Below are 19,798 nucleotides of genomic sequence, written 5' to 3' on the forward strand. Positions count from 1 at the left end.
CCTCCCGGTCGCCCCCTCAACTACCCGACCCGCCGATTGACCTCCCCCGGGACGCCCCGTATCCTGCTCGACCTCTCGGTCGGGGCGTGGCGCAGCATGGCTAGCGCGCTGCAATGGGGTTGCAGAGGTCGGAGGTTCGAATCCTCTCGCCCCGACCATTCTTACTTGAGTTCGATGCCGCACTTGCGGTGAACCTGCCTTCACGGGCAGCGCGACTCGAGGCACTTCGATCCGTGGAATTCCACGTGGACAACCACGTGGCGTCTCCGCGGCGACACCTCGCTTCGCCCGACATCCGTGAAGACAGCCAAGATCCCGACACTCAAGAGAACCAAGCGCGGGTACGCCTATGCCCGCTTCAACGGCCGCCAGCAGTGGTTCGGCCGCTACGACGACCCCGCGGCGCACCAGGCGTTCCAGGAGCACCTACAGCGCTGGCTCGCCAATGGGGGCGAGGACCCAGACGCCGAGCTCGGCGACCTGACCGTCGCGGACCTCGTTGCGAGGTTCCTGCTCCACGCCGAGAGGTACTACCGACGGGCGGACGGTACGCCGACCCAGACCGTCGAGGCGTTCGTCTACGCCTTCCGTCCGCTGATGCAGCTCTTCGCGAGCACGCGCGCGGAGGACTTCTCGCTGCAGTGCCTGAAGCTGGTGCGGGAGCGGATGCTCGATGACGCGCTGGCCCGCAAGACGGTCAACATCCGGGTCTCACGCCTCGTGCAGCTGTTCAAGTGGGGGGCCGAGGAGGAGCTCGTCTCTGCCAGCACCTACCAGGGGCTGACCGTCCTGCGAAACCTCCAGGCGGGCAGGAGCCGGGCGCGCGAGACCGAGAAGCGCCGGCCTGTGTCACGCGCGGACGTCGACGCCGTCCTTCCGCACGCCTCCCGGCAGATCGCGGCGATCGTGGAGCTGATGTGGTGGAGCGGGATGCGGTCGGGGGAGGCGGTGGCGATGCGTCCACGGGATCTCGAGCGATCCGGCGAGGTCTGGTTCTACCGGCTCGACCACCACAAGGCGGCGCACCACGGGCACGTTCGTCGAGTCGCGATCGGCCCGCATGCTCAGGAGATCCTCCGGCCGTTCCTCGACCGGGTTCCGCGGCCCGACGACTCCCTCCCGCTCTTCAGTCCCCGAGAGGCGGAGGACGAGCGCAACGCGGCTCGGAGACGACGCCAGGGCTCTCGGCGCCGCCGCGCCGACCTGCGTGACGCCTACGGTGTCCCCGAGCTGCGTCGTGCCGTCCAGCGCGCCTGCGACCAAGCCGGCATCGATCGCTGGACGCCTCACCAGCTACGGCACGCCGCCGGGACGCGCCTGCGTGAGGAAGCCGGCCTCGAAGCGTCACAGCTGATCCTCGGTCACCGCAACGCGAACACCACCGAGATCTACGCCGAGGTCAGCGAGCGGCGACGGGTCGAGTTCGCCCTCCGGTTCGGCTGAGCACGGCACAGACCGGCGACGAAAGGGCCCAGCGGCCATCGAGTCGTTCCGATGGTTCGCTGGGCCGCGCTAGGGCCGGTCAGGTCTCGTTCGAGCCGGCCTCGGGGCTCAATCCGTACTTGTCCAGCACCGACCTCGTGCGACCGCTAGGCCGCGAGGTGGTCCTCTTCGTCGACTCATGGCGCTTCCGGGAGCTCGCCCGTCGCGCGTCGTTCCTCCGGTTCGTGGTGGCCGCGATGAAGTCGCAGACCCACCTGGCGGTGGTGTAGAGGTGCTTCCCGTCCTCCACCGCCCTGAGATAGATGCCACCCTGACCGTCGAGCACCCACCGACGAAGCGCTCGAGTATCGCGGCGCCTCTTCAGCAGCTTGCATACGGCCTCGAGGGGGATCAGCTCCTCGAGCGTGAAGTCATCTCCGGAGTAGGTCGGCGGACCGTCGGTGCGGCCGCCTGGTGAGTCGTCGTGACCCGGGGTATCCGGGACTCGCTCTTGCATCGGATTCCGTCCGAATGCGCGAGGTCGTCCGCCTCGGTACCCAGGCCCTGTGTGAAGTTGTCGAATTCAATGGCGCTGGATAACCGGCCGAGCCAACCGCGGAGTGCGGCCACCGGCCAAGAAGAACATCGCTGATGACTAAGCCCGCGCGCGAAGCGCGGACTCGCCTGCCTTGCGCCGCGGCGGCCACAACGGGTCATGCCACGGGGTCTGGATGGCGTTCTCGCCACCCGGGGTTGGCGGGGGCAGGCAAGGGTCTCGGTCCACAGTCGAGGCAAAGGCGCAACCTCAGGCAAGCCCCCAGAGGCCGTGCTACGTCCCCGATAGCCCCCTGGTGCTGGAGAGGTCCGGGGGAGGAGGCCGTGTCAGTGCCCGTATCGCAACGCAGGCCAGGAACTTAGGTGCGGCGCGCCTTGGTCGTGCAACGTGCGGGATTCGGGGCCCGGGATTAGGATCAGTCACGACGCCGACGCGGCGTTGCCGTCGAGGCGGCTCTCGCCCGACACCCGTTGCCACGACTTGATCGAAGTTGACGATGAGACTCATAGCGGCCCTCGCCCTGCTCGCGCTCTTGCCCGCGGCTCACGCTAAACAACCGGGTCTCGCCGGCGTTTCCGACGAGGTCTCCGAGGGTGCCGGGGCCTCGGACTGGGCGAGCATCCGCGCCATCCGCGATGACGGCAACATCCTGGCCGCGAGTCGCCTGGCTGGCCATGCAAACCCTCGGAGGACGATGCGGGTGTACGCCCACGCCTTCGACCACGACATGCTGTCCGGCGTCCAGGCCCTCGCCGAGCACCTGGACAGGTCCGTCGGGGAATCCTTCGACGAGCTCTTCTCCGAGGACGAGTAGTGCCTCGAATCCGATCCACCAGCAGGGAGGAGCTCAAGGAGTGGTTCGATGAGGTGCTCATCCTCGACATCTTCCGCTTCGACAGGGCGTATGGCCTCCTCGAGACCGTTGGCACCCACGCAGACCGAATCAACGCCGACCCGACCAACTTCGGCGAGCTGTTCGGGACGATCCAGGATCTGGCGAAGACCTCGGCACTCGTCCACGCCGCTCGCCTCTTCGACAGTCCAAGAGGGAGGAATAGGCCACGATCGCTGGTCACGTTGCTCAACGACCTCGCGGACGGCGATACCGAGCTGCCGGCCCTCGAAGCTCGAGAGGAGCTCATGGACTTCCTTCGCCGGACTGGGATTCGCAACGACGCAGGGTCAGATCGCGAGCTCCTTCGATTGACTGGCGAGGCGATGGGGGCCCAGCTCGACGAGGAGCAGATCAGCGCTCGACTCGACCGCTTCCGCAAGATCCGCAACAAGCGGATCGTTCATCACGAAGGCGCAGCATTCCACGTGCGTCAGTCGTGGAAGGATGTGCATGCGCTGGTCGACGAAGCTCGGAGCATGCTCGGAGTCCTTGGCTTCGCGTTCTTCCGCACCGTCTACATCCACTCAGGACACGAGTGGACACTGTGCGGCGACGCGACTCGGCCCTCTCGGGCACTCGAGCTGCTCCTGACCGACCTGGAGATCATCGAGGACGAGGGACCGCACGGCGCGCACATGCATGAGCACCGGAAGAAGAAGATCCGAGAGCAGCGATCCGAGCGGAGGGGGCAGGCCGACGGCGCTAGCGACGCCTAGGCCGAGCACGAGACTGGGATCAACTCGCCTCGTAGCTCGCCTGCAGCAGCGGCTTGGCTCGCTCGAGGTCTTCGCGCGAGTGCAGACCCACCTCGAGATCGCCGGTCCCCAAGTGCCCGATCTCTCGAACGTTGCGCGTGAAACCCTCTTCGAGCGTGATCGAGTTCGGATCGAGCTTCAAGTACACGGTGAGCCGTTTCTTGCTCGGGTAGACCTCGACGCACGCGAAGTTCTTGATCCGCTTGAACGCCACGTAGTACTTCAGCGTCTTCTCCTGGACGTCGTCCCCGAGAGCCTGCAGGTAGGCACGCAATTCCGTGTAGAGGTCAAGCAGATCGCCTTCGATGGCGTCGAGGACGTCGGAGATCGTCCTGTAGGTGGGCTTGGTCCCGGACGGTTCTCCGGTGGGCTCCTCGACAACGATGGCCTCCGTGGCGGTCGTGGCGTTCACGAGCTCGAGCAGCAAGAGCTCGCCGCCGAAGTACCTGTAGCGGATCAGCTCGATGTTGCGGTTCATCTGCTGGACGGCGTGCTCGTCGTACCGCGTGAACCCGCCAGCGATGCACAGCAGTCGGGGCGTGGTCCAGTCAATCGCCTCGGCCGCCTCCTGCCCGAGCCGCTCGATGACGAGCAGCTTGAACTCAGCGCGGTGATCGAGGAGCCAGTCGAGGTAGAACAGGCCCTGGTTGATGACGTTCTCGTTCGTCGAGCGCTTGTACTCGATGATGACCGGACAGCCGTTCTCGTCGATCCCGAGCGTGTCGATCCGCCCGCGATGCTTGGCCCCAGTCGAGTACTCGCTGCCGAGGAAGCGCACCCCGAGGAGGGTCTCGAGGTTCTGCTCCATGAGCGTCTGGAGGGAGCGCTCGAGTCTCGCGGCCTCCCCCGAGATCTCGCGGGCGTTCCCGGAGCGGATGTCGAACAGCTTGATGTCGCTCATTGGTGGACGTTCTGGCCAGGCCTGCGCAATTCCCTAACCCGCGTTCAGCTCGCGAGACCGAGCGCCCATCGGAGCTCGAACCCGTCGACGCCATCCTACTCCGTTCAGCCTCGAGGCTGAATGTGGCCGCGACCGAGCGGTCTCTCCTCGGAGTCCAGAACGAACTGGACGCGATCTTGGCTCAGGCCGAGAAGCCGACTCCGCTCGCCCGAGACGGTGACGAGCCTGCCCGTCGGGGCCGTGACGCGCGTCACTGCCGTCAGTGCCCTCACCGCCCCTAGCTCAGGCACGCGGAGGGGAGGTGAGAAATCGAGTCGCTCGGCGAACCTCATAACTCCGTCTTCCTCTTCGACGGCCGACGAGCTACTGACATCGAACGCCGCCAGGTGACCAGCTTCTGATAGAGCCGAACTTCCTACGTGCAAGCCGGTCCACTTGCAGACTTCGTACTCATCCGCCAGGCGTAGCCGACCGTCCCATTGGCACCTTGTCACGTTCTCCGGGCGACTTGCACGACCGCTCACGTCCGAGGTTCGTGCCTCAGACTCGATGATCCAACTTCCAAGATCGAGCGCGTCTTCGACCATCTCGGTCTTCATGGCCATCCGACCTGATACGGCGCATTCGACCAAGAGTGAGGGGCGAACTCTGCGCCCGCTCACGGCGGACTCAGCTAGCTCGGAGGGCAGCAGGAGGTCTCCCGTCACGCTACAAGGTTCCAGCTCGTCGGCAAGCGCGAGCTGACCCGACATCTCGCTGGCCTTCAGAAGCCGCTTGTCCACCAACAGGTTGCTCACGGCAGATCGTTCGAGCTCGCTCGGAAGCCCCGCGACTCCCGATCTCTCACACTTCTGCAGGATGTCCTTCCGGCAGCGCGTTCCGGAGATGGATGACGGAGCGAGCAGCTCTCGGTCGACCAGCTCGTGTGTAACCATGCACTCTTCTACCTCATCGATGAGGAGGGTCCTCTTCGTCGCGCGACAAGTTGCCTGTTCGTCAGGTCCGCCTAGCCGTCCAGATCGCTCAGACTTCACGGCGATCGAGCGATCGAAAGTCCGACCGCTGACGTCGGAGGTCACCGCCTCCTGTGGCAGGATCCGTTTGCCCGATGCCGCGCACTCAACGAACTCGGACCTGTGTCCGAGGAGATCGGCAGCTCCTCCCCGAGCTCCCTCATCCGCACGGAACTGTCGGCCAGAGACCTCGCTCTTCAGGATCTCGTCGAGCAGCACGACCGCTCCCGTGATCTCACATCGCACCATCTCCTCCGCGAGGCCAGACCGACCGGACGTCGCCGAATCTTGAAGCAATCGGAGGTCGGCCACCTTGCCCGAGTAGGACGATCGGCCCAGCTCGTCCGGCAAGAGCCGTACTCCAGTTACCTCACAGCAATCGAACAGACTCGACAGAGCCTGGCGCCCCGAGCACAGCGAAGTCTCGAGAAGGGAGCGACGAACCGATTTGCCCGTCACCTCGCATTCTCCGATGCAGGTCGACGGCAGGACTCGCCCGGATTCTTCGCATTGCCTCGGCTCGGGAGCTCGGACGACGCGGCCGAGGGCAGGTGCGATCCGAAGTTCCTGCAGGTACTCCTGTTTGTCGAAGTCGAACCGTGCTTGCACGTTGACCAGGTTCTGGAGCGCGCCGGTCGCACCAACGACCTTGGTGGAGACCCTTGGAGTGAGGGAGTCACGGTGCAGCTGCTCCAGCGCTGGGTCGCCCCCAGATCTCTCGACCTCTTCGTCCATGCGATCGACGTAGAACGTGGCGAAGTTTCCGATGTCGGTGTCGATCTCGATGCCTTGGAGGACCGCTACTTCGAGCATCTCTCCCTGAACGACGTCGGCTGCCAGATCTATCGGCTCATCGATGATGCCGACACCATCGCCGCTCGGCGGTGCCTCGATGCCCGGTGGCTCGATGGCGACTTCGATGAGCTTCTCGTACTTGTCATGGGCAACCGACACAGCCGCTCTCACAACGACCTTCCCTTGGAAGGAAGAACCCGTGCCGTTGATTACGATCGAGTGGAACTCCAGGTCGCGTCCGAACTTGGCGAGCCAAGTACGGGCGGCGTCGGCACAGAGACCTTCGTCGATGCTCCTGTGGTCGTAGACCGCATGCTGTGCACGTCGACGCCAGATCTCACCGAGTTTCTCGAACGCTGGCTGGCCGGGGAGGTAGACACTCACGCGGGGCCCTCCAGCAATAGCCGGCGCTACCCACCCCCTGCTGCCGGGACGCTCGAAGACGACCTCTTCTGGAGCGTAGCCGCGTCGTCGATAGACCAGGCGGCCGTGCTCGGCGTATTCGAGGGTTCCCTCCCCGGCCTCGAGGGCGCGGGTCACAAACGTCTTCGTATCCAGCCTGGGCTCGACAGGAGTGAGTGTAGGCCTCGGCGGCCCTTCGTCGTGCATCGAGTCGAGTCTCCCCAGGTTCTCCTCGACTGCCGCCTTCTCACGCTCGTAAATCTCCTTTGCGCGATCGATGCTCGCCTGGATGCTCCTCAGGCTCGCTTCGACGTCGCGTCCGCGCAGCGATCCGACGACGAGCTCGTTGATCTTCCGGACAAGCGGCTCCTCGTCTCCACCTCCGGAGTCCATGCCGTCGAGGATTCCCTCGATGTCACCGATCGAGTCGGCGATGACAGCGAGCTTCTCGACGAGGCGTGCGACGACCTTCTCCTCGACCGAGCCTTTCAACACCAGGTTGAGAATGACGACCTCGGCATGCTTGGATCCGAGCCGTTGAACACGACCGATTCGTTGCTCAAGAACCATCGGGTTCCAGGGGAGGTCGAAGTTGACGAGGACGTTTCCTGCTTGCAGGTTGAGCCCCTCAGTTCCCGCGTCCGTCGAGATGAGAACCGATACGGTCGGGGGGTCCGATACGTAGCCAGCAATCGCACGCTGATTCTCGGAGTGACGTCCGCCACGAATGAACCCGACCTGGCGGGGATCTAGCGTTCGGCCAAGCACCTCGCCGATCGCGTCCTGCGTCTCCTTGCGACCGGTGAAGATGACGAGGCGCCAGTCCGGCCCTTCGCTCTGCAGCTGCGCGACAAGCTGGACGAGAACGCGCTCCTTCGATGTCTGCTCGATCTGACTCGCGATCGCCGCAGCTCTCGTCGCGTCTTTCACTGACACGGAGCCTCGGTCGGCCATGTTCTGCAGCTGGGTCGCGAGCGCCCTGGGGCTGCTCATGAGCGCTTGGGCGACCGACGACTGCTGTAGGCCGTTCAGCCCTCCGATCACTTCTCCGACGAGCGAGAAGAGGGCTGACTCTCCAGGTGTTCCGTCGCACGGCAAGACTCGCAGGCGTCTCGGAGGGAAGACGAGCTTCGCGTCTGCCCGTCGTGTCCGGACCATGTACTCGCCTAAGATTCGCCGGAACTTCACCTTGCTCCGCGGCTCGAGCTGGCGGGCGGAGCTACGTGTATCGGCGATGTAGTCGTGGAAGAAGGCGTCGGGACCACCGAGGGGATTCTCGTGCCCCTTCGCGGCGGTAAGGAGGTCCACGAGCGAGTACAGATCCCACAGCCGGTTCTGGATGGGCGTTGCGGTAAGCATGAGGACGTACCGGAACATCCTCTCACGTAGCACGCGCTGGAACTCGACCGCCGTCCTCGGCGGGTTGCTGACGCCGTGCAGATTCCGCAGCTTGTGAGCCTCGTCCAGGATCAGCATGTCGAATGCGCCATCTTCGATCCTCGAAAGTCGATTGCGCGCGCTGTCGTAGGTCGTGATGACGACATCGATCGAGCGATCTCGAAGGGCTACGTCGAGTTGGGCCCCGCGAGCTGTGGTCGAGTCGATCGCGAACCGCTCGTACAGCTCACCCTTCCACTGGTCGAGCAGTACGGCCTTGGGCACGACGATCAGCGTTCGGTTGACCTTGCCCCGGACGCGGAGCTCACTGAGGATGAGTCCTGCGCTGATTGTCTTGCCGAGGCCTACGTCGTCGGCAAGCAGGGCGACCGGAGCACGGCGGCAGAAGGTGATGAGGTTTTGGATCTGATGCTCGAAGGGCTCGAGGACGTCCTGCCAATGGACCCGAGCCTGGATGTCTGCGGGTCCATTGATGAGGATGGCGGGATCCATGTCCCACTCGCATGCCGCAAGATGGAGCTCGAAATGCTCTTCACTTCCGGCTGGCTCAAGCGCATCGACATCGGCGCTGGCGATTTCCCATCGAGTGGGATCAAAGGCCACTCGCTCAGCGACGGTTGGGCCGATACTCGCAGCCGTGGGTGTGTCGAACGATGCTGCTCGGAGTCCGACCTTCGACTCGATCGGGGCGCTCGACGCACCATTCTCGGCCCCTCGCACTTTGCCGTCGGGAACCTGCGGCTCCATCGTCGAGCGGTGGGGCTTGGCCGTTGGGTCTGGAGCTCCATTAGCCGATTCGCCGATCTTCGCGATCTCGACCGAGTCATCAGTACCCCACGTCGTGACTGCCTGTGGAGTCGGGCCCTGGGCGCGCTGGCTATCCATGCCCGCTCCGAATCGCTCGGCGTCCTCGTCGGTGCCGGTCCCATCATCGAGGTCGTCGAGCCGCTCCAGGACCCGCATCAAGAGCCTCCTGGCCCGACGGGTCTTCCTCAGCGAGAGCTCGCTCGCCATCGAGTTCAGCGAGTCGACGGTCTGCTTCTCGTACTCGAGTAGCGACTCGAGTGCCTCTATGTCCAGCTGTGCGTAGGGGCGATCCAATGGAGGCTGCGCAAGAGGTTCATTGAGTCCGGTCGGGCCGCGACACCGACCGATGGTGTCCACAGTGACAGCAAGCTGCGCCGCCCCAAGCGAGCTGTCTCACTGTGGGGCGAGGGGACCTACTTCCTTGGAGGCGGTCAGTCAGGTACCTAGGTCTGCGAGGATACCCTCGATCTCCTCGAGCGCCGCGCGGAGGTCGTCGGCGATCTCCTGGGCCAGGACCTGCGGCTCGGGGAGGTTCGCCGAATCCTCCAGGCTCTCGTCGCGGAGCCAGAAGAGGTCGAGGCTGACCTTGTCGCGGGCGAGGAGGTCGTCGTAGGTGTAGGAGCGCCAGCGGCCGTCGGGGGTGTCCTCGGACCAGGTCGGCTCGCGGTCCTGGCGGTTCTCGGGGTGGTAGCACTCGACGAACTCGTCCAGGTCGGCGCGGGTCATGCGCCGGGTCTTGAGGGTGAAGTGCTTGTTGGTCCGCAGGTCGTAGACCCACAGCTGCTTGGTCCAGGGGTCCTTCGCGCCGGGCTTGCGGTCGAAGAACAGGACGTTGGCCTTCACGCCCTGGGCGTAGAAGATGCCGGTGGGCAGGCGGAGCAGGGTGTGGACGTCGCACTCCTTCAGGAGGTTCCTGCGCACCGTCTCGCCGGCGCCGCCCTCGAACAGGACGTTGTCGGGCACGACCACGGCAGCGCGGCCGTGGATCGCGAGCAGGGACTTCACGTGCTGGACGAAGTTGAGCTGCTTGTTCGACGTCGTCGTCCAGAAGTCCGGGCGGTTGTAGGTGATCGTCTGCTTGTCCGACTCGCCGGCCTCATTCACGACGGTGATCGAGGACTTCTTCCCGAAGGGCGGGTTGGTGATGACCACTTCGGCGTGGGACGACGGCTCGTCGCGCAGGGCGTCGTCGGTCTCGATCGGCGGGTCGTGGTCGCCGGCGGCGTCGGGGCCGATGCCGTGCAGGTAGAGGTTCATCCCACACAGGCGCGAGACGTTGGGGACCAGCTCGACGCCGCGCAGGGCTTCGTAGCGCAGGTGGCGCTTCTGATCGCGGTCGGGGTTGAGTCCCTTGAGGAACTCGTGGGCAGCCAGCAGGAAGCCACCGGTGCCGCAGGCGGGGTCCATGACGACCTCGCCGAGCTGGGGACGGATGCACTCGATGATCGCGTCGATCACCGGCCGAGGCGTGAAGTACTGACCCGCGCCGCCCTTCACGTCCTGGGCGTTGCGTTCGAGCAGGCCCTCGTAGGCGTCGCCCTTCACGTCGGCGGACATCGACGACCAGTCCTCGGCGCCGATCAGGTCGACGATCAGCCGGCGGAGCTTGGCGGGGTCCTGGATCTTGCTCTGGGCCTTCTCGAAGATCAGGCCGAGCATTCCGCCTTCGCGGCCGAGCTTCTCGAGCGTGTGACGGTAGTGCAGCTCGAGCTCGACGCCTTCGAGCTGAGCCGACGCGAGGTCACTCCAGCGGTAGCCCTCGGGGATTGCCTGCTCCTCGCCGGTGAGCGTCTCGCGCTCGTCGGCCATCTTGAGGAAGAGGAGGAAGGTGAGCTGCTCGAGGTAGTCCTGGTAGGACAGGCCGTCGTCGCGGAGGACTTGGCAGTAGGACCAGAGCTTCTGGGTGATGTGATCGGACTGGCGGCTCATGTGACTATGCGATCGATGCAACGGGCTGCGCGAGGTCGGAGGACTCCTGGTCGACTCTGGAGAGGAGAGTTCCTCGGAAGGCGGAGCCAAGGAGGGAAGCTCGAAGTGTTTGTATTCGGCTCACGCAGATCTTCAACGATCCGCCAACCTGGTCGGAGTGCGAGAGCCCCGCGTCCACGACATCGACGATCCTCGCGAGTTCAGCGATCGGCGGGAGAGGCACCACTGTCGCCTTGACCACTGTCTGGCTGATGTTCTGCTGCGTCCCACCCTTGCCTTGCCGGACGAGATGAGGACGGTGCGCGAGGAGCCACGTGAAGAGCATCCGCGATGTGAGCAGTACAGGATGCGCGAACGCGATCGCCTGGTTTGTTGCCATCTCGATCGTCGAGATACCGAGCTTGCCGATCGAGCCGTACATCGCGAGCAAGACTGAATCGGACGGCAAGAGCTTGGCGGAGCTCTCGGCGAGCCCAAGGGGTGTGATCGTCGACTCGGTGGAGCCGACCGGCCCGTCGGTGAGGTCTCCGATCACAGCCCAGGGTATTTCGCCGCCGTAGTACTCAGCCTGCCCACGCTTCGGTGTGCCGCCGCTACCCCAGACCGCGATCTGTTCGAGCGATGTCCAACACCACCCCTCCGGCAGCTCGGGGAGGCCGTGGAGGTCGGGTTCGGCGGGCTCCTTGTACTTGGCCTTCCACTTGTCGTTCTTGGGCGGCTTGCCCTTGGCGAGCATCTTCTCGAGCTCGGCTTCCTCCCAGCGGCGGCGGCGTTCGGCGAGGATGCGCTCGAGGAGGACCGAGGCGGGCTCGTAGTCGCGGCCCTCGGCGCGGGCGAGCTCGGCCTCGGTCGGGACCAGGCGCCCCTCGACGGCGGCCTTGAGCACCGAGGCGCGGTAGCGCTTCAGGTTGCGCTGGACCCGTTCGAGGTTGGCGACGGCGTCGTCGAGGCGGGAGAAGTAGGAGTCGAGGGCGGATGCGATCGCTTGCTGTACGGCGAGCGGAGCTAAGGGGTACTTCACGGCCTTGAATCGCGCGAGGCTGATCTTCCGCTGGGCGACACCCTTGGTCTGGTCCAAGATCTGCTCGCGCACTGCCGGAGACCGAGTGGCATATGCCAGGAAACGCGAATCTGCGACGCTGGGATCGACGCTCCACTTGACACAGTCGGCGGTGATGATCGCGTCCGGTGCGCCATGCGGGTAGATCGCAACGTCACCAGGCGGGTCGCCCATCTTGGTTATCAGGATGTCTCCTCCTGATGCTCGATGGGCTGCAAGTTCTTCGGCCTTCGCTGGCGACACGCACGGCTCATCAGAGCGGCAAAAGTCCTTCGCGCGAATGTTCCGTACGAAGACCAGAGGTACCCCGTGGTCCACGTAGTCGACCACCTTGAGGTTGCTTCCGAAGGGGCCGATCGCGAGGGCGTGTCGCCCGGACGTAGCTGTATCGGTCGGCGTCACCCATCTCCAGCCTTCAGGCAAGTCATCGCTCATGCGGTCAGCACCTGGTTCAGCTCATGGAGTAGATCCTCAAGCTGTGCTCCGAGAACCCGCCGGACCGCACCCAGCCCGCCTTCCTCAGCGAACGGCGCGAAGTCGAAGTCATCGACCGTCACCTCGGCACTGGTCTCGATGTGGTCGCGCATCATCTCCAGCCAGCGGAGCTGCTCGTCGGTGAACTCTCGGCCCGAGTTGCGCTGCTGGGCGACCCAGTGGTCGAAGCGCTCGTGGACGCGGGTCGCGAAGGGTACCAGCTCGTCGTCCCGATGCAGCGCCACGCGCACGAGCGACACGACATCGGTCAGCATCCGCTTGCTCGACCCTCCGCCGCGGACGCTCTTGCCCATGGCTTCGTACGCTCGCCAGAGCTTCTCCGGCGTCCACGACCGCGGCGGTGCCTGGATCGCCTCGGCCAGGGCTTTGATGTCGGCGTAGGTCAGCCGCTTCTGGTATGGCGCGCTGTAGAAGACGCGCAGAGCCTCGTATTCGTCGCGGTGCTCCTCCAGGAACTGCTCGAAGTCCTGCACGAGCGCCTTGGCCTTCTCCTTGGCCTCGGGGCTTGCCCCAGCCTCGAGCAGCTCGTCGCGTGAGACCTCGTCGACGAGCTGCTCGGTGTCGCGCTTGACGTCCTGGATCAGCCGGCGCAGCTCGGGGTTGTCGGCGAGGGGCCGGGTGGCCTGGCGCAGGAGGTCTGACGTGGCGCTCTGGAGGGCCTCCTCGGACGGCTCCTCGCCCTCGGGCACCTCGGTCGCCACGCGGGCGGTCTCCAGCCTGCGGTCGGGGTCGAGGGCCTCGATGATCCCTCGCGAGAGGTCACCCAGGTCGGCGCCGCCGGAGGCCAGGACGATCCGCGCGCAGTCCTCGGGCTCGACCTGCTTGTCCAGGCGCGCGAGGCGGCTGGCGAGGGAGCTGAGGTAGTCGGGGTTGGTGCCGCCCATGGCGACGTGCTCGAGCAGCTTGGCGAAGGCGACCGACTTCGCCCGCTCGAGGGGCTGGGTGTCGGCGATCTGGGTCTCGGTCATCCCGACGCAGTCGACGATCACGAAGTGTGTCTTGGCGCGGGCGTCGGGCGTGACGGCCTTGAGGGCGTCGTCGTCGATGGTGCGGACGCCGCGCCCCTTCATCTGCTCGAACAGGAGCCGGCTCTTCACCGCGCGCATGAACATCACGATCTCGATCGGCTTGATGTCCGTGCCCGTCGCGATCATGTCCACGGTGACGACGACGCGGGGGAAGAAGGAGTTGCGGAACTCCTGGATCAGGCTCTTCGGGCTGACGCCGGTGACCTTGTAGGTGATCTTCTTGCAGAACTCGTTGCCGCGGCCGAACTCCTCGCGGACGGTCTCGACGATGTCCTCGGCGTGGTTGTCGTCCTTGGCGAAGATCAGGGTCTTCGGAACCTCGCAGCGGCCGGGGAAGATCTCGGTCGTCACGCGCTCCTTGAAGGTGCGGATGATCGTGCGGATCTGGTCGCGCGAGACGGCGCGGCGGTCGAGCTCCTCGGCCGAGTAGGAGACGTCCTCATCGGGTGTGTGCCAGCGCTTCTGGCGCGTCTCACGGTCGCGGTAGTGGACCTGGGTACCGGCCTCGACGGTCGAGCCCTCCTGGCTGATGCGCGTCAGGATCTTGTAGACCTCGAAGTCGACGTTGTTGCCGTCGGCCACGGCGCGCTCGTGGTCGTACTCCATCACGAGGTTGCCGCCGAAGAACCCGTAGGTCTGGGCCGAGGGCGTCGCCGTGAGGCCGATCAGGAAGGCGTCGAAGTACTCGAGCACCTGGCGCCAGAGGGTGTAGATCGAGCGGTGGCACTCGTCGACGACGATCACGTCGAAGTACTCGGGCGGGTAGTTGGCGTTGTAGACGACCGGGAGCGGCTCGTTGATCAGCGGATCGGCCGCGGTGAACTTCGACTCCTCTTCGTCGTGGGTGAGGAGGTCGGGCTCGCCCTTGAGCATCGAGTACAAGCGCTGGATCGTCGTGATGACGACCTTGCTGGCCTGGTCGATGGTGTTCGACTGCAACAGCTGCACGTTGTACAGCTCGGTGAACTTGCGGTTGTCGTCGGCGGTGCGGTAGCCCTGGAACTCCTTCTCGGCCTGCTCGCCGAGGTTGGAGCGGTCGACCAGGAACAGGACGCGGCGGGCGCCGGCGTACTTGATCAGCCGATAGATCTGCGTGATGGCGAAGATCGTCTTGCCCGAGCCGGTCGCCATCTGGACCAGGGCGCGTGGGCGGTTGTCGCGCAGGGACCGCTCGAGGTTGCCGATCGCCTCGACCTGGTTCGGGCGCAGGCCGCTGGGGTCGAGGGGCGGGAGGGTCGGGATCCGCGAGCGGAACGAGGACGGGCGCGTGTCGTCGTACTCGGCGTCGTAGGCGTCGGTCGACTCGGCCACCTGGTCGGCCCAGCCGCGCAGGGTCTTGGACGCGAGCCACTCGGCCAGGGTCGAGGGCCGGTGGATGTGCGGGACCGTCGACAGGGTGCGGGTCCGGGGGTCAGGGTCGAGCCGGTTGATGAAGGCCGTCTCCACACCGGTGCTGAGGTAGAGGAACGGCAGCGGCCGGACCGGGGCGGTCAGGTCGTCGGGGAGCCCGGCGGAGTAGCGCTCGGCCTGGGTCTCGACGCCTGAGAGGGCGTGGCCGACCTTCTTGGCCTCGAGCACGCCCACGGCCTGGCGGTCGACGATGAGCAGGTAGTCGGCGAAGCCGTGGCCGCTGGCCAGCGCGAACTCGCGGACGGCGACGCCTTGGCCGGCGGCCAGGTTGATGTCGTCGCGGTTCTGAACGACCCAGCCGGCCTGCGCGAGGGCGGCGTCGATCTGCTGGCGGGCGAGCTCTTCGGGGGTGGGGGGCATCTAGAGAAGCATCGAGCGTCCAGGCATGGTGGGGGGGCGCTCGGGGGATGACAAGGGAGCCGGAGCACAGGGGGCCGAGGCAGTCACAGGGCGTGGCGGCGCGCAGGGCTACCGGCGCAGAACGCCAGCGTACCGGCGGCGCGTTCGGGCGCTCAAGGGCCTTGGGTCGGCGGGCGAGCAGGGCGTTCGGCGAGGGCCGAGGTGAAGCGGTAGGGCTTCACCATTGAGCGGCGTGCCACGGGCCGTGATAGCGACGTTGACGGGACGGCCTCTCGCGGGGCGCTTGGGTGGAGCCAGCGAGGGTGGATGAGCCCCATCGCGGGTCACGCCAACGCAGCTCGGCCGGCTCTCGCAGCTGCTCCGACGTCGGCTACCGCCGCGCTCGAAGGGCCCGTGAAGTGATATAAGTCATTGACCAATATTGGCTAATGGTAACTCTGGCTGCTGTCATTCGGGCCAGCCAGGCGACGGTCTGTCGCGCTCGGCTCGACCCACAGCGCTCCGAATTGGCGACCGCGCCTCCCCGGCTGCTTCGAAGACCCCAGTCGGGCGTGATGGCGCAGCCCTCAGGTGCCGGGTCCGAGCGCGCGAAAGGTAATCGCCACCTGCCGCAGGGCTTCCGCCGCCCCGCTCGCTCCTAGCCCTCGTCCCGTTGGGTCGAAGCCTCGGCGATCCAGGTCTCCACGTCACTGCGCCGCCATCTCGGGTATGCACCGAGGTAGAGCGGCTCGATGAACTGGCCCGACTCTCGAAGTCGATCGAGGCTACGCATCGAGACCCGGAGCGTCTGCGCGACTTCAGAGCGTGACAGAAGCGCAGGGCGCAGTTCAGGTGCTAGGAGTCCACCGATCTCTCGCTCCTCGAGCGCTCGCCGCAGGGCGTTGTCCAAGATCGCTGAAGGAAAGGTGAGCGTGATCGTCGGGTGCTTGCTGGGGTGATCCACCGTGATGTACCTCGTGTCTCTACCTCCAGTATGGGGGCTCGGACACGACGAAGTGGACTGTGCTCGTCCCGACACGCCGGTCGCCGCTGGCGACGCGCGACGCGTTACGCAGGGACGCGCGCAGCGCACCATCGTGAAGGTGCTGGCACGGCCGCCGTAGCGAGGCGGCCTCCCACCGCATATTGGGGTCAGGCTGCGCCGAGGCTGGAGGTCGGCATCAGCTCTTCCTCCACGCTCGTAGACTTTGGGGTTTATCGATCGCCTAGGGGGGGGGCGGCCAGATGTGGTAGTAGGCCTTTACCACTAATGGCCGCCCCCCCCCAGTGGCGGGGCGACGGCCGCGGCACGCGGTTGGACTTCGCGCAGGGTGATCCCGTGATCCTCGATCGCGTGCGGGATCGCGGCCGGGTCGGCTTCGTAGGCGTAGAGCGTGAGCGAGCCGCTTGCCGTGACGCAATCGAAGCACGTGTACGGCGAGCCGAACGCGGGGTCGACGGCGACATCGGCGACCATGCGGCGTAGTGTCCGGTCGTTCATGGTCGGCGAGGCAACGTACGGGCTGAACGAGTAGGCCGTCTCGCCCATGCCACCGGCGGCGGATAGCTCGTGGCACTCGACCTGCCGGATTGTGATGGAGCTGATCGGCTGACGGTTCCGGCGGCGTGCGGTGAGGAGTGCCCGCGTTCGCTCGTTCGGCGCGGTCCGCGGCCGCCCCATCGGGAGCTCTATCACCTCGTACTGGTAGTCCCGCCACTCGCAGGGGAGCCTGCGGCCGAGGTGGATCAAGGCTTGTGGCCTAGTCGCCCGGAGCGACCTTGCTCGGCCGTGCGCCTGGACGAGGAGCGCCTGCACGTGCTCCTCGATCCGACGGCCAGGGTGAAGGTCGAGGAGCTCGGCTTCGATCGACGTCGAGCCAATGTTCGCGTAGGGATCTCCGACCGTGATGAGCGCGTCGACACCCTCGAACCGGTTCGTACCCCGGTCGTCCTTGCCGTAGTAGCCCACGGTCCAACGGCCGCACAGGACCTCGGGCAAGCGCCGCTCCAGCTGCTCGACGAGGGACTTGTGGGTGATCAGACCGATCTTCACATCGGGGCGCTCTAGGCGCTCGACAACATCCTTCGGGAGCTGGCGGAGCATGTTCTTGAGGGCGGCCGTCACCCGACCTGCCGGGTCGCCTTCCTTGCCCAGCTGCGTCTTCGACATGCTGCCCGTCTTCACGTGGAACCGGCGGTGCCCCAGTGCGGGCTCGATGACGCGGAGACCGAAGTGCCCAACGGACTCGCGGCCGACCAGCGCCTCGAGCAGCGATCCGTTCAACCCGCCGGTCGCATCCAGGATTACAGCGCGGTCGAGCGCCATGACCACGCCGCTCGGGCGGCGCAAGACCCATTCAATGCCGTTCTCTCCTTCGCGCAGGGTGATAGCGCCCGCGAAACCGACTTCCTCGCTGGCTTCATTCACTTGTCCGGACGGATCGGTCATCCGGGCAAGTACGCTCCAGAGGCGCGCTGTCGAGGGATGTTGCATCGTTGCCGGATCGGCGGACGAGGTGCGCAGCTGCTCACCGTCGGGCTTGTCCAGCGTGCTGACCAAGTTCAGCGTCAGGCGGAACGTCGCTCCGAACTCGGTATCGGCCTTGAGGGTCTCTTCAAGCCAGCGGATCGGCGTCTCGCGTTGTCTTGTTCCGAGCCGGGCCATCTCCGCACGTCCGCGATTCTCGAGATCGACCAGTTGCCGGTTTAGGGCGTCGATGACCCCTGGAGGTGTGCCTGGCACTCGGACTTGGCATCGTCTCACGTCGCCCGCCGGGATCGCTTCCTCGTCGAGCACATCCGGGAACTCGTCGACGATCACGAGCCACTCGTCGCCGAGCTTCTCCCGTACTGCGCCCAGGTTGTCGTGCGAGGTCACGACGAGGTCGACCTCTCCGGGGTCCTTCCAGGTCTCGCACTGGTCCTTCGTCGGGACTTGGTGCTTGCAGCCCTCGCATGCGGTGTAGCGCCAATCTCGGCGTGCGCCGTACCTTCGGAACGCGTCGGGAAACCGGCACGCTGTCGGGGCGCCCTTCGCGTGCCAGACCCTGAAGTCACTCTCACTGAACGGCTCCGCGAACTCCGCCGCCAGGTCGTGGTTCGGGGCGGCGTAGATGACTTGGCGACCCTCGCGGACGAGTTTGCGGATCAGCCGTGTCTTCCCCGAGCCAGTCGTTGGCGCAAGTAGCGCGACCCGGGAACGCGGCGGGGCCTCCTGGTCGGACCCGGCTCCTGGTACGGGGGAGTCGATGAAATTGAGTGCCTGGTCGAAGACGTCACGAAGGCTGCCGGCGTCGGACATGCTGCGGCTGGTAGCTGTCGTGCCTGGCCGGTAGAGCTGCACCGACTTCGCTGCCTCCCACTCCGCCAGCAGGTCAGGTGCGTGATCCGGTAGGACGAGGGGCACCCATTCCTCGAAGGGCAGTCCGGGCTCGGAAGCCTCGCAGTTGCCCCGCTTGCAGACCAGGTGGCCTCTACCTGGCTGGACGTGCGCGGTGCCGAGGTCGTGCCCAGGGGACTTGGAGCGCCTGCCCGCACAGACCGGACAGCGGTCGAAGATCGGCAGGACGAGATCCTTCACCTCTCCTCGGATGGGCCAACTCTGCTGAAGCGCCTCGACGGCTCGTCGGACGACAGGGTTGTAGGGGCCCGCACGTCGAGGCCCAGAACTCCCGCTTGATCCGCCGCTGGGGGGTAGCTCACCGTCTTCGTCGGCTTGCTGCCAGCCGAGTTCAGCGACCCATTCGAGGTCGGCAGGGTTGTACGACGCGAACGAGCTCAGCTGGCGAACGACTCGGATCTGGAAGTCCTGCCCGTAGTCGGGCTTGTGGTGGAACCCGCCTGCCAGCATCAGCACGCGAGCCATCTCCTGGGTCCTATCGAGCTTGAAGCCACGAGGGCGCAGCTGCGCCCGGTAGTACGCCTGGAGCCCGTAGGAAAGCCGCTCGGCGACCGCGCGGTCTTTGGCGTCTCGAAGGTCCAACGGTTCCTCGAGCGCCCAGAAGACGTGGTACCCGCCGCCAGTGTTCGTCACGATTGACGGTTGGATCGGGAAATCTGCGAGGAGAGGGGCGGCTACCTCACGCGGTGGGTAATCGCCCCTGTCCTTGCAGTCGACGTCCATCCAGAACGCCTGGAGCGACACCGCCTGGCCGTTGCCCCCCCGATTCCCGTTCTCAAGGTCAGAGGGCATCGTCGCCATGCCGATCGAGCGTGCCGTTCCCGCGACGATCTGCTCGACGAGTTCGTCGATGGTGTGGACGCCTCGCCAAGGGCCCCGGGGCGAGGTCGCAACCATGATCACGGACCCCTCGGGGGGGCCTTCACCAAAGACCAGTTCGGCGGCCAGCCGAGCCTCCTGTCTGCGATCACGGCTGGCGTCCAGGTCGCCGAAGAGCTCGTCGTCAGTAATGAAGTCGTTGTCCAAGTGCAAATCTGGGCAGTGGCGGTGCTCGCGCCGCGAGTCGCCAGGTCTAGTCGTGGTCCCTCCGAGAGCAGTCTAGGGAGGACACCAGCCGCCAGATTCGCTCCTGAGTCCTGGCGCTGACTAAAACCGAGGAGACCTGACGGCCACCTCGGCGCACCTCACCGCCG

At 65.8% G+C, this 19,798-nt stretch carries 11 protein-coding genes and 1 tRNA gene; 4 read left to right on the forward strand and 8 right to left on the reverse strand.

The window, feature by feature from the left end; all coding sequences use genetic code 11:
* Positions 1-80 precede the first annotated feature (80 nt).
* Together Pla133_RS06745 and Pla133_RS06750 are read left to right on the forward strand one after the other, a co-directional pair.
* Positions 81-158 (forward strand) — tRNA-Pro (locus Pla133_RS06745).
* Positions 159-297: 139 nt separating this feature from the next.
* Positions 298-1,443, forward strand: coding sequence for a tyrosine-type recombinase/integrase (locus tag Pla133_RS06750; RefSeq protein ID WP_145063875.1), 1,146 nt, complete (start codon positions 298-300; stop codon positions 1,441-1,443).
* 79 nt (positions 1,444-1,522) lie between these two features.
* On the opposite strand, the gene Pla133_RS06755 is transcribed toward Pla133_RS06750, so the two are convergent.
* The gene (locus Pla133_RS06755) at positions 1,523-1,939 is read right to left on the reverse strand and encodes a hypothetical protein (RefSeq protein ID WP_145063880.1); all 417 of its coding nucleotides are present in this window, start codon (positions 1,937-1,939) and stop codon (positions 1,523-1,525) included.
* Between the two features lie 535 nt (positions 1,940-2,474).
* Between Pla133_RS06755 and Pla133_RS06760 the strand changes: the two genes are divergently transcribed.
* Together Pla133_RS06760 and Pla133_RS06765 are read left to right on the forward strand one after the other, a co-directional pair.
* Positions 2,475-2,792 carry a site-specific integrase gene (locus Pla133_RS06760; protein ID WP_145063884.1) on the forward strand — a complete coding sequence of 106 codons (318 nt, stop codon included), beginning with the start codon at positions 2,475-2,477 and terminating at the stop codon, positions 2,790-2,792.
* Positions 2,792-3,589, forward strand: coding sequence for an AbiU2 domain-containing protein (locus Pla133_RS06765; protein ID WP_145063889.1), 798 nt, complete (start codon positions 2,792-2,794; stop codon positions 3,587-3,589). The genes Pla133_RS06760 and Pla133_RS06765 overlap by 1 nt, the downstream gene beginning before the upstream one ends.
* Before the next feature lie 19 nt (positions 3,590-3,608).
* On the opposite strand, the gene Pla133_RS06770 is transcribed toward Pla133_RS06765, so the two are convergent.
* The 7 genes from Pla133_RS06770 to Pla133_RS06795 all read right to left on the reverse strand — a co-directional run bounded on the left by Pla133_RS06770 (position 3,609) and on the right by Pla133_RS06795 (position 19,631).
* Positions 3,609-4,529, reverse strand: a complete 921-nt coding sequence (locus Pla133_RS06770) for a DUF5655 domain-containing protein (RefSeq protein WP_145063898.1) — start codon at positions 4,527-4,529, stop codon at positions 3,609-3,611.
* A gap of 104 nt (positions 4,530-4,633) precedes the next feature.
* Complete coding sequence (locus Pla133_RS06775) at positions 4,634-9,238, reverse strand: DEAD/DEAH box helicase (RefSeq protein ID WP_145063904.1); 4,605 nt, start codon at positions 9,236-9,238, stop codon at positions 4,634-4,636.
* A gap of 141 nt (positions 9,239-9,379) precedes the next feature.
* Positions 9,380-10,873 (reverse strand): class I SAM-dependent DNA methyltransferase, encoded by a 1,494-nt coding sequence (locus Pla133_RS06780; RefSeq protein ID WP_145063911.1) that lies wholly within the window; start codon positions 10,871-10,873, stop codon positions 9,380-9,382.
* A gap of 4 nt (positions 10,874-10,877) precedes the next feature.
* A complete protein-coding gene (locus tag Pla133_RS06785) occupies positions 10,878-12,368 on the reverse strand; it encodes a restriction endonuclease subunit S (RefSeq protein ID WP_145063918.1) in 1,491 nt (496 codons plus the stop codon).
* Positions 12,365-15,226 carry a type I restriction endonuclease subunit R gene (locus Pla133_RS06790; RefSeq protein WP_145063922.1) on the reverse strand — a complete coding sequence of 954 codons (2,862 nt, stop codon included), beginning with the start codon at positions 15,224-15,226 and terminating at the stop codon, positions 12,365-12,367. The genes Pla133_RS06785 and Pla133_RS06790 overlap by 4 nt, the downstream gene beginning before the upstream one ends.
* A gap of 637 nt (positions 15,227-15,863) precedes the next feature.
* Positions 15,864-16,169, reverse strand: coding sequence for a helix-turn-helix transcriptional regulator (locus tag Pla133_RS26045; protein WP_145063927.1), 306 nt, complete (start codon positions 16,167-16,169; stop codon positions 15,864-15,866).
* A 303-nt stretch (positions 16,170-16,472) separates the two neighbouring features.
* The gene (locus Pla133_RS06795; protein WP_145063930.1) at positions 16,473-19,631 is read right to left on the reverse strand and encodes a DEAD/DEAH box helicase family protein; all 3,159 of its coding nucleotides are present in this window, start codon (positions 19,629-19,631) and stop codon (positions 16,473-16,475) included.
* Between the last annotated feature and the right edge of the window lie 167 nt (positions 19,632-19,798).

It is taken from the genome of Engelhardtia mirabilis (assembly GCF_007748095.1).
Classification (GTDB): domain Bacteria; phylum Planctomycetota; class UBA1135; order UBA1135.

Bases quoted from the DNA above. Each gene is read 5' to 3' on its own strand.
- Pla133_RS06770 (WP_145063898.1), bottom strand. From the start codon at position 4,529: ATGAGCGACATCAAGCTGTTCGACATCCGCTCCGGGAACGCCCGCGAG.
- Pla133_RS06760 (WP_145063884.1), top strand. From the start codon at position 2,475: ATGAGACTCATAGCGGCCCTCGCCCTGCTCGCGCTCTTGCCCGCGGCT.
- Pla133_RS06755 (WP_145063880.1), bottom strand. From the start codon at position 1,939: ATGCAAGAGCGAGTCCCGGATACCCCGGGTCACGACGACTCACCAGGC.
- Pla133_RS06780 (WP_145063911.1), bottom strand. From the start codon at position 10,873: ATGAGCCGCCAGTCCGATCACATCACCCAGAAGCTCTGGTCCTACTGC.
- Pla133_RS06790 (WP_145063922.1), bottom strand. From the start codon at position 15,226: ATGCCCCCCACCCCCGAAGAGCTCGCCCGCCAGCAGATCGACGCCGCC.
- Pla133_RS06785 (WP_145063918.1), bottom strand. From the start codon at position 12,368: ATGAGCGATGACTTGCCTGAAGGCTGGAGATGGGTGACGCCGACCGAT.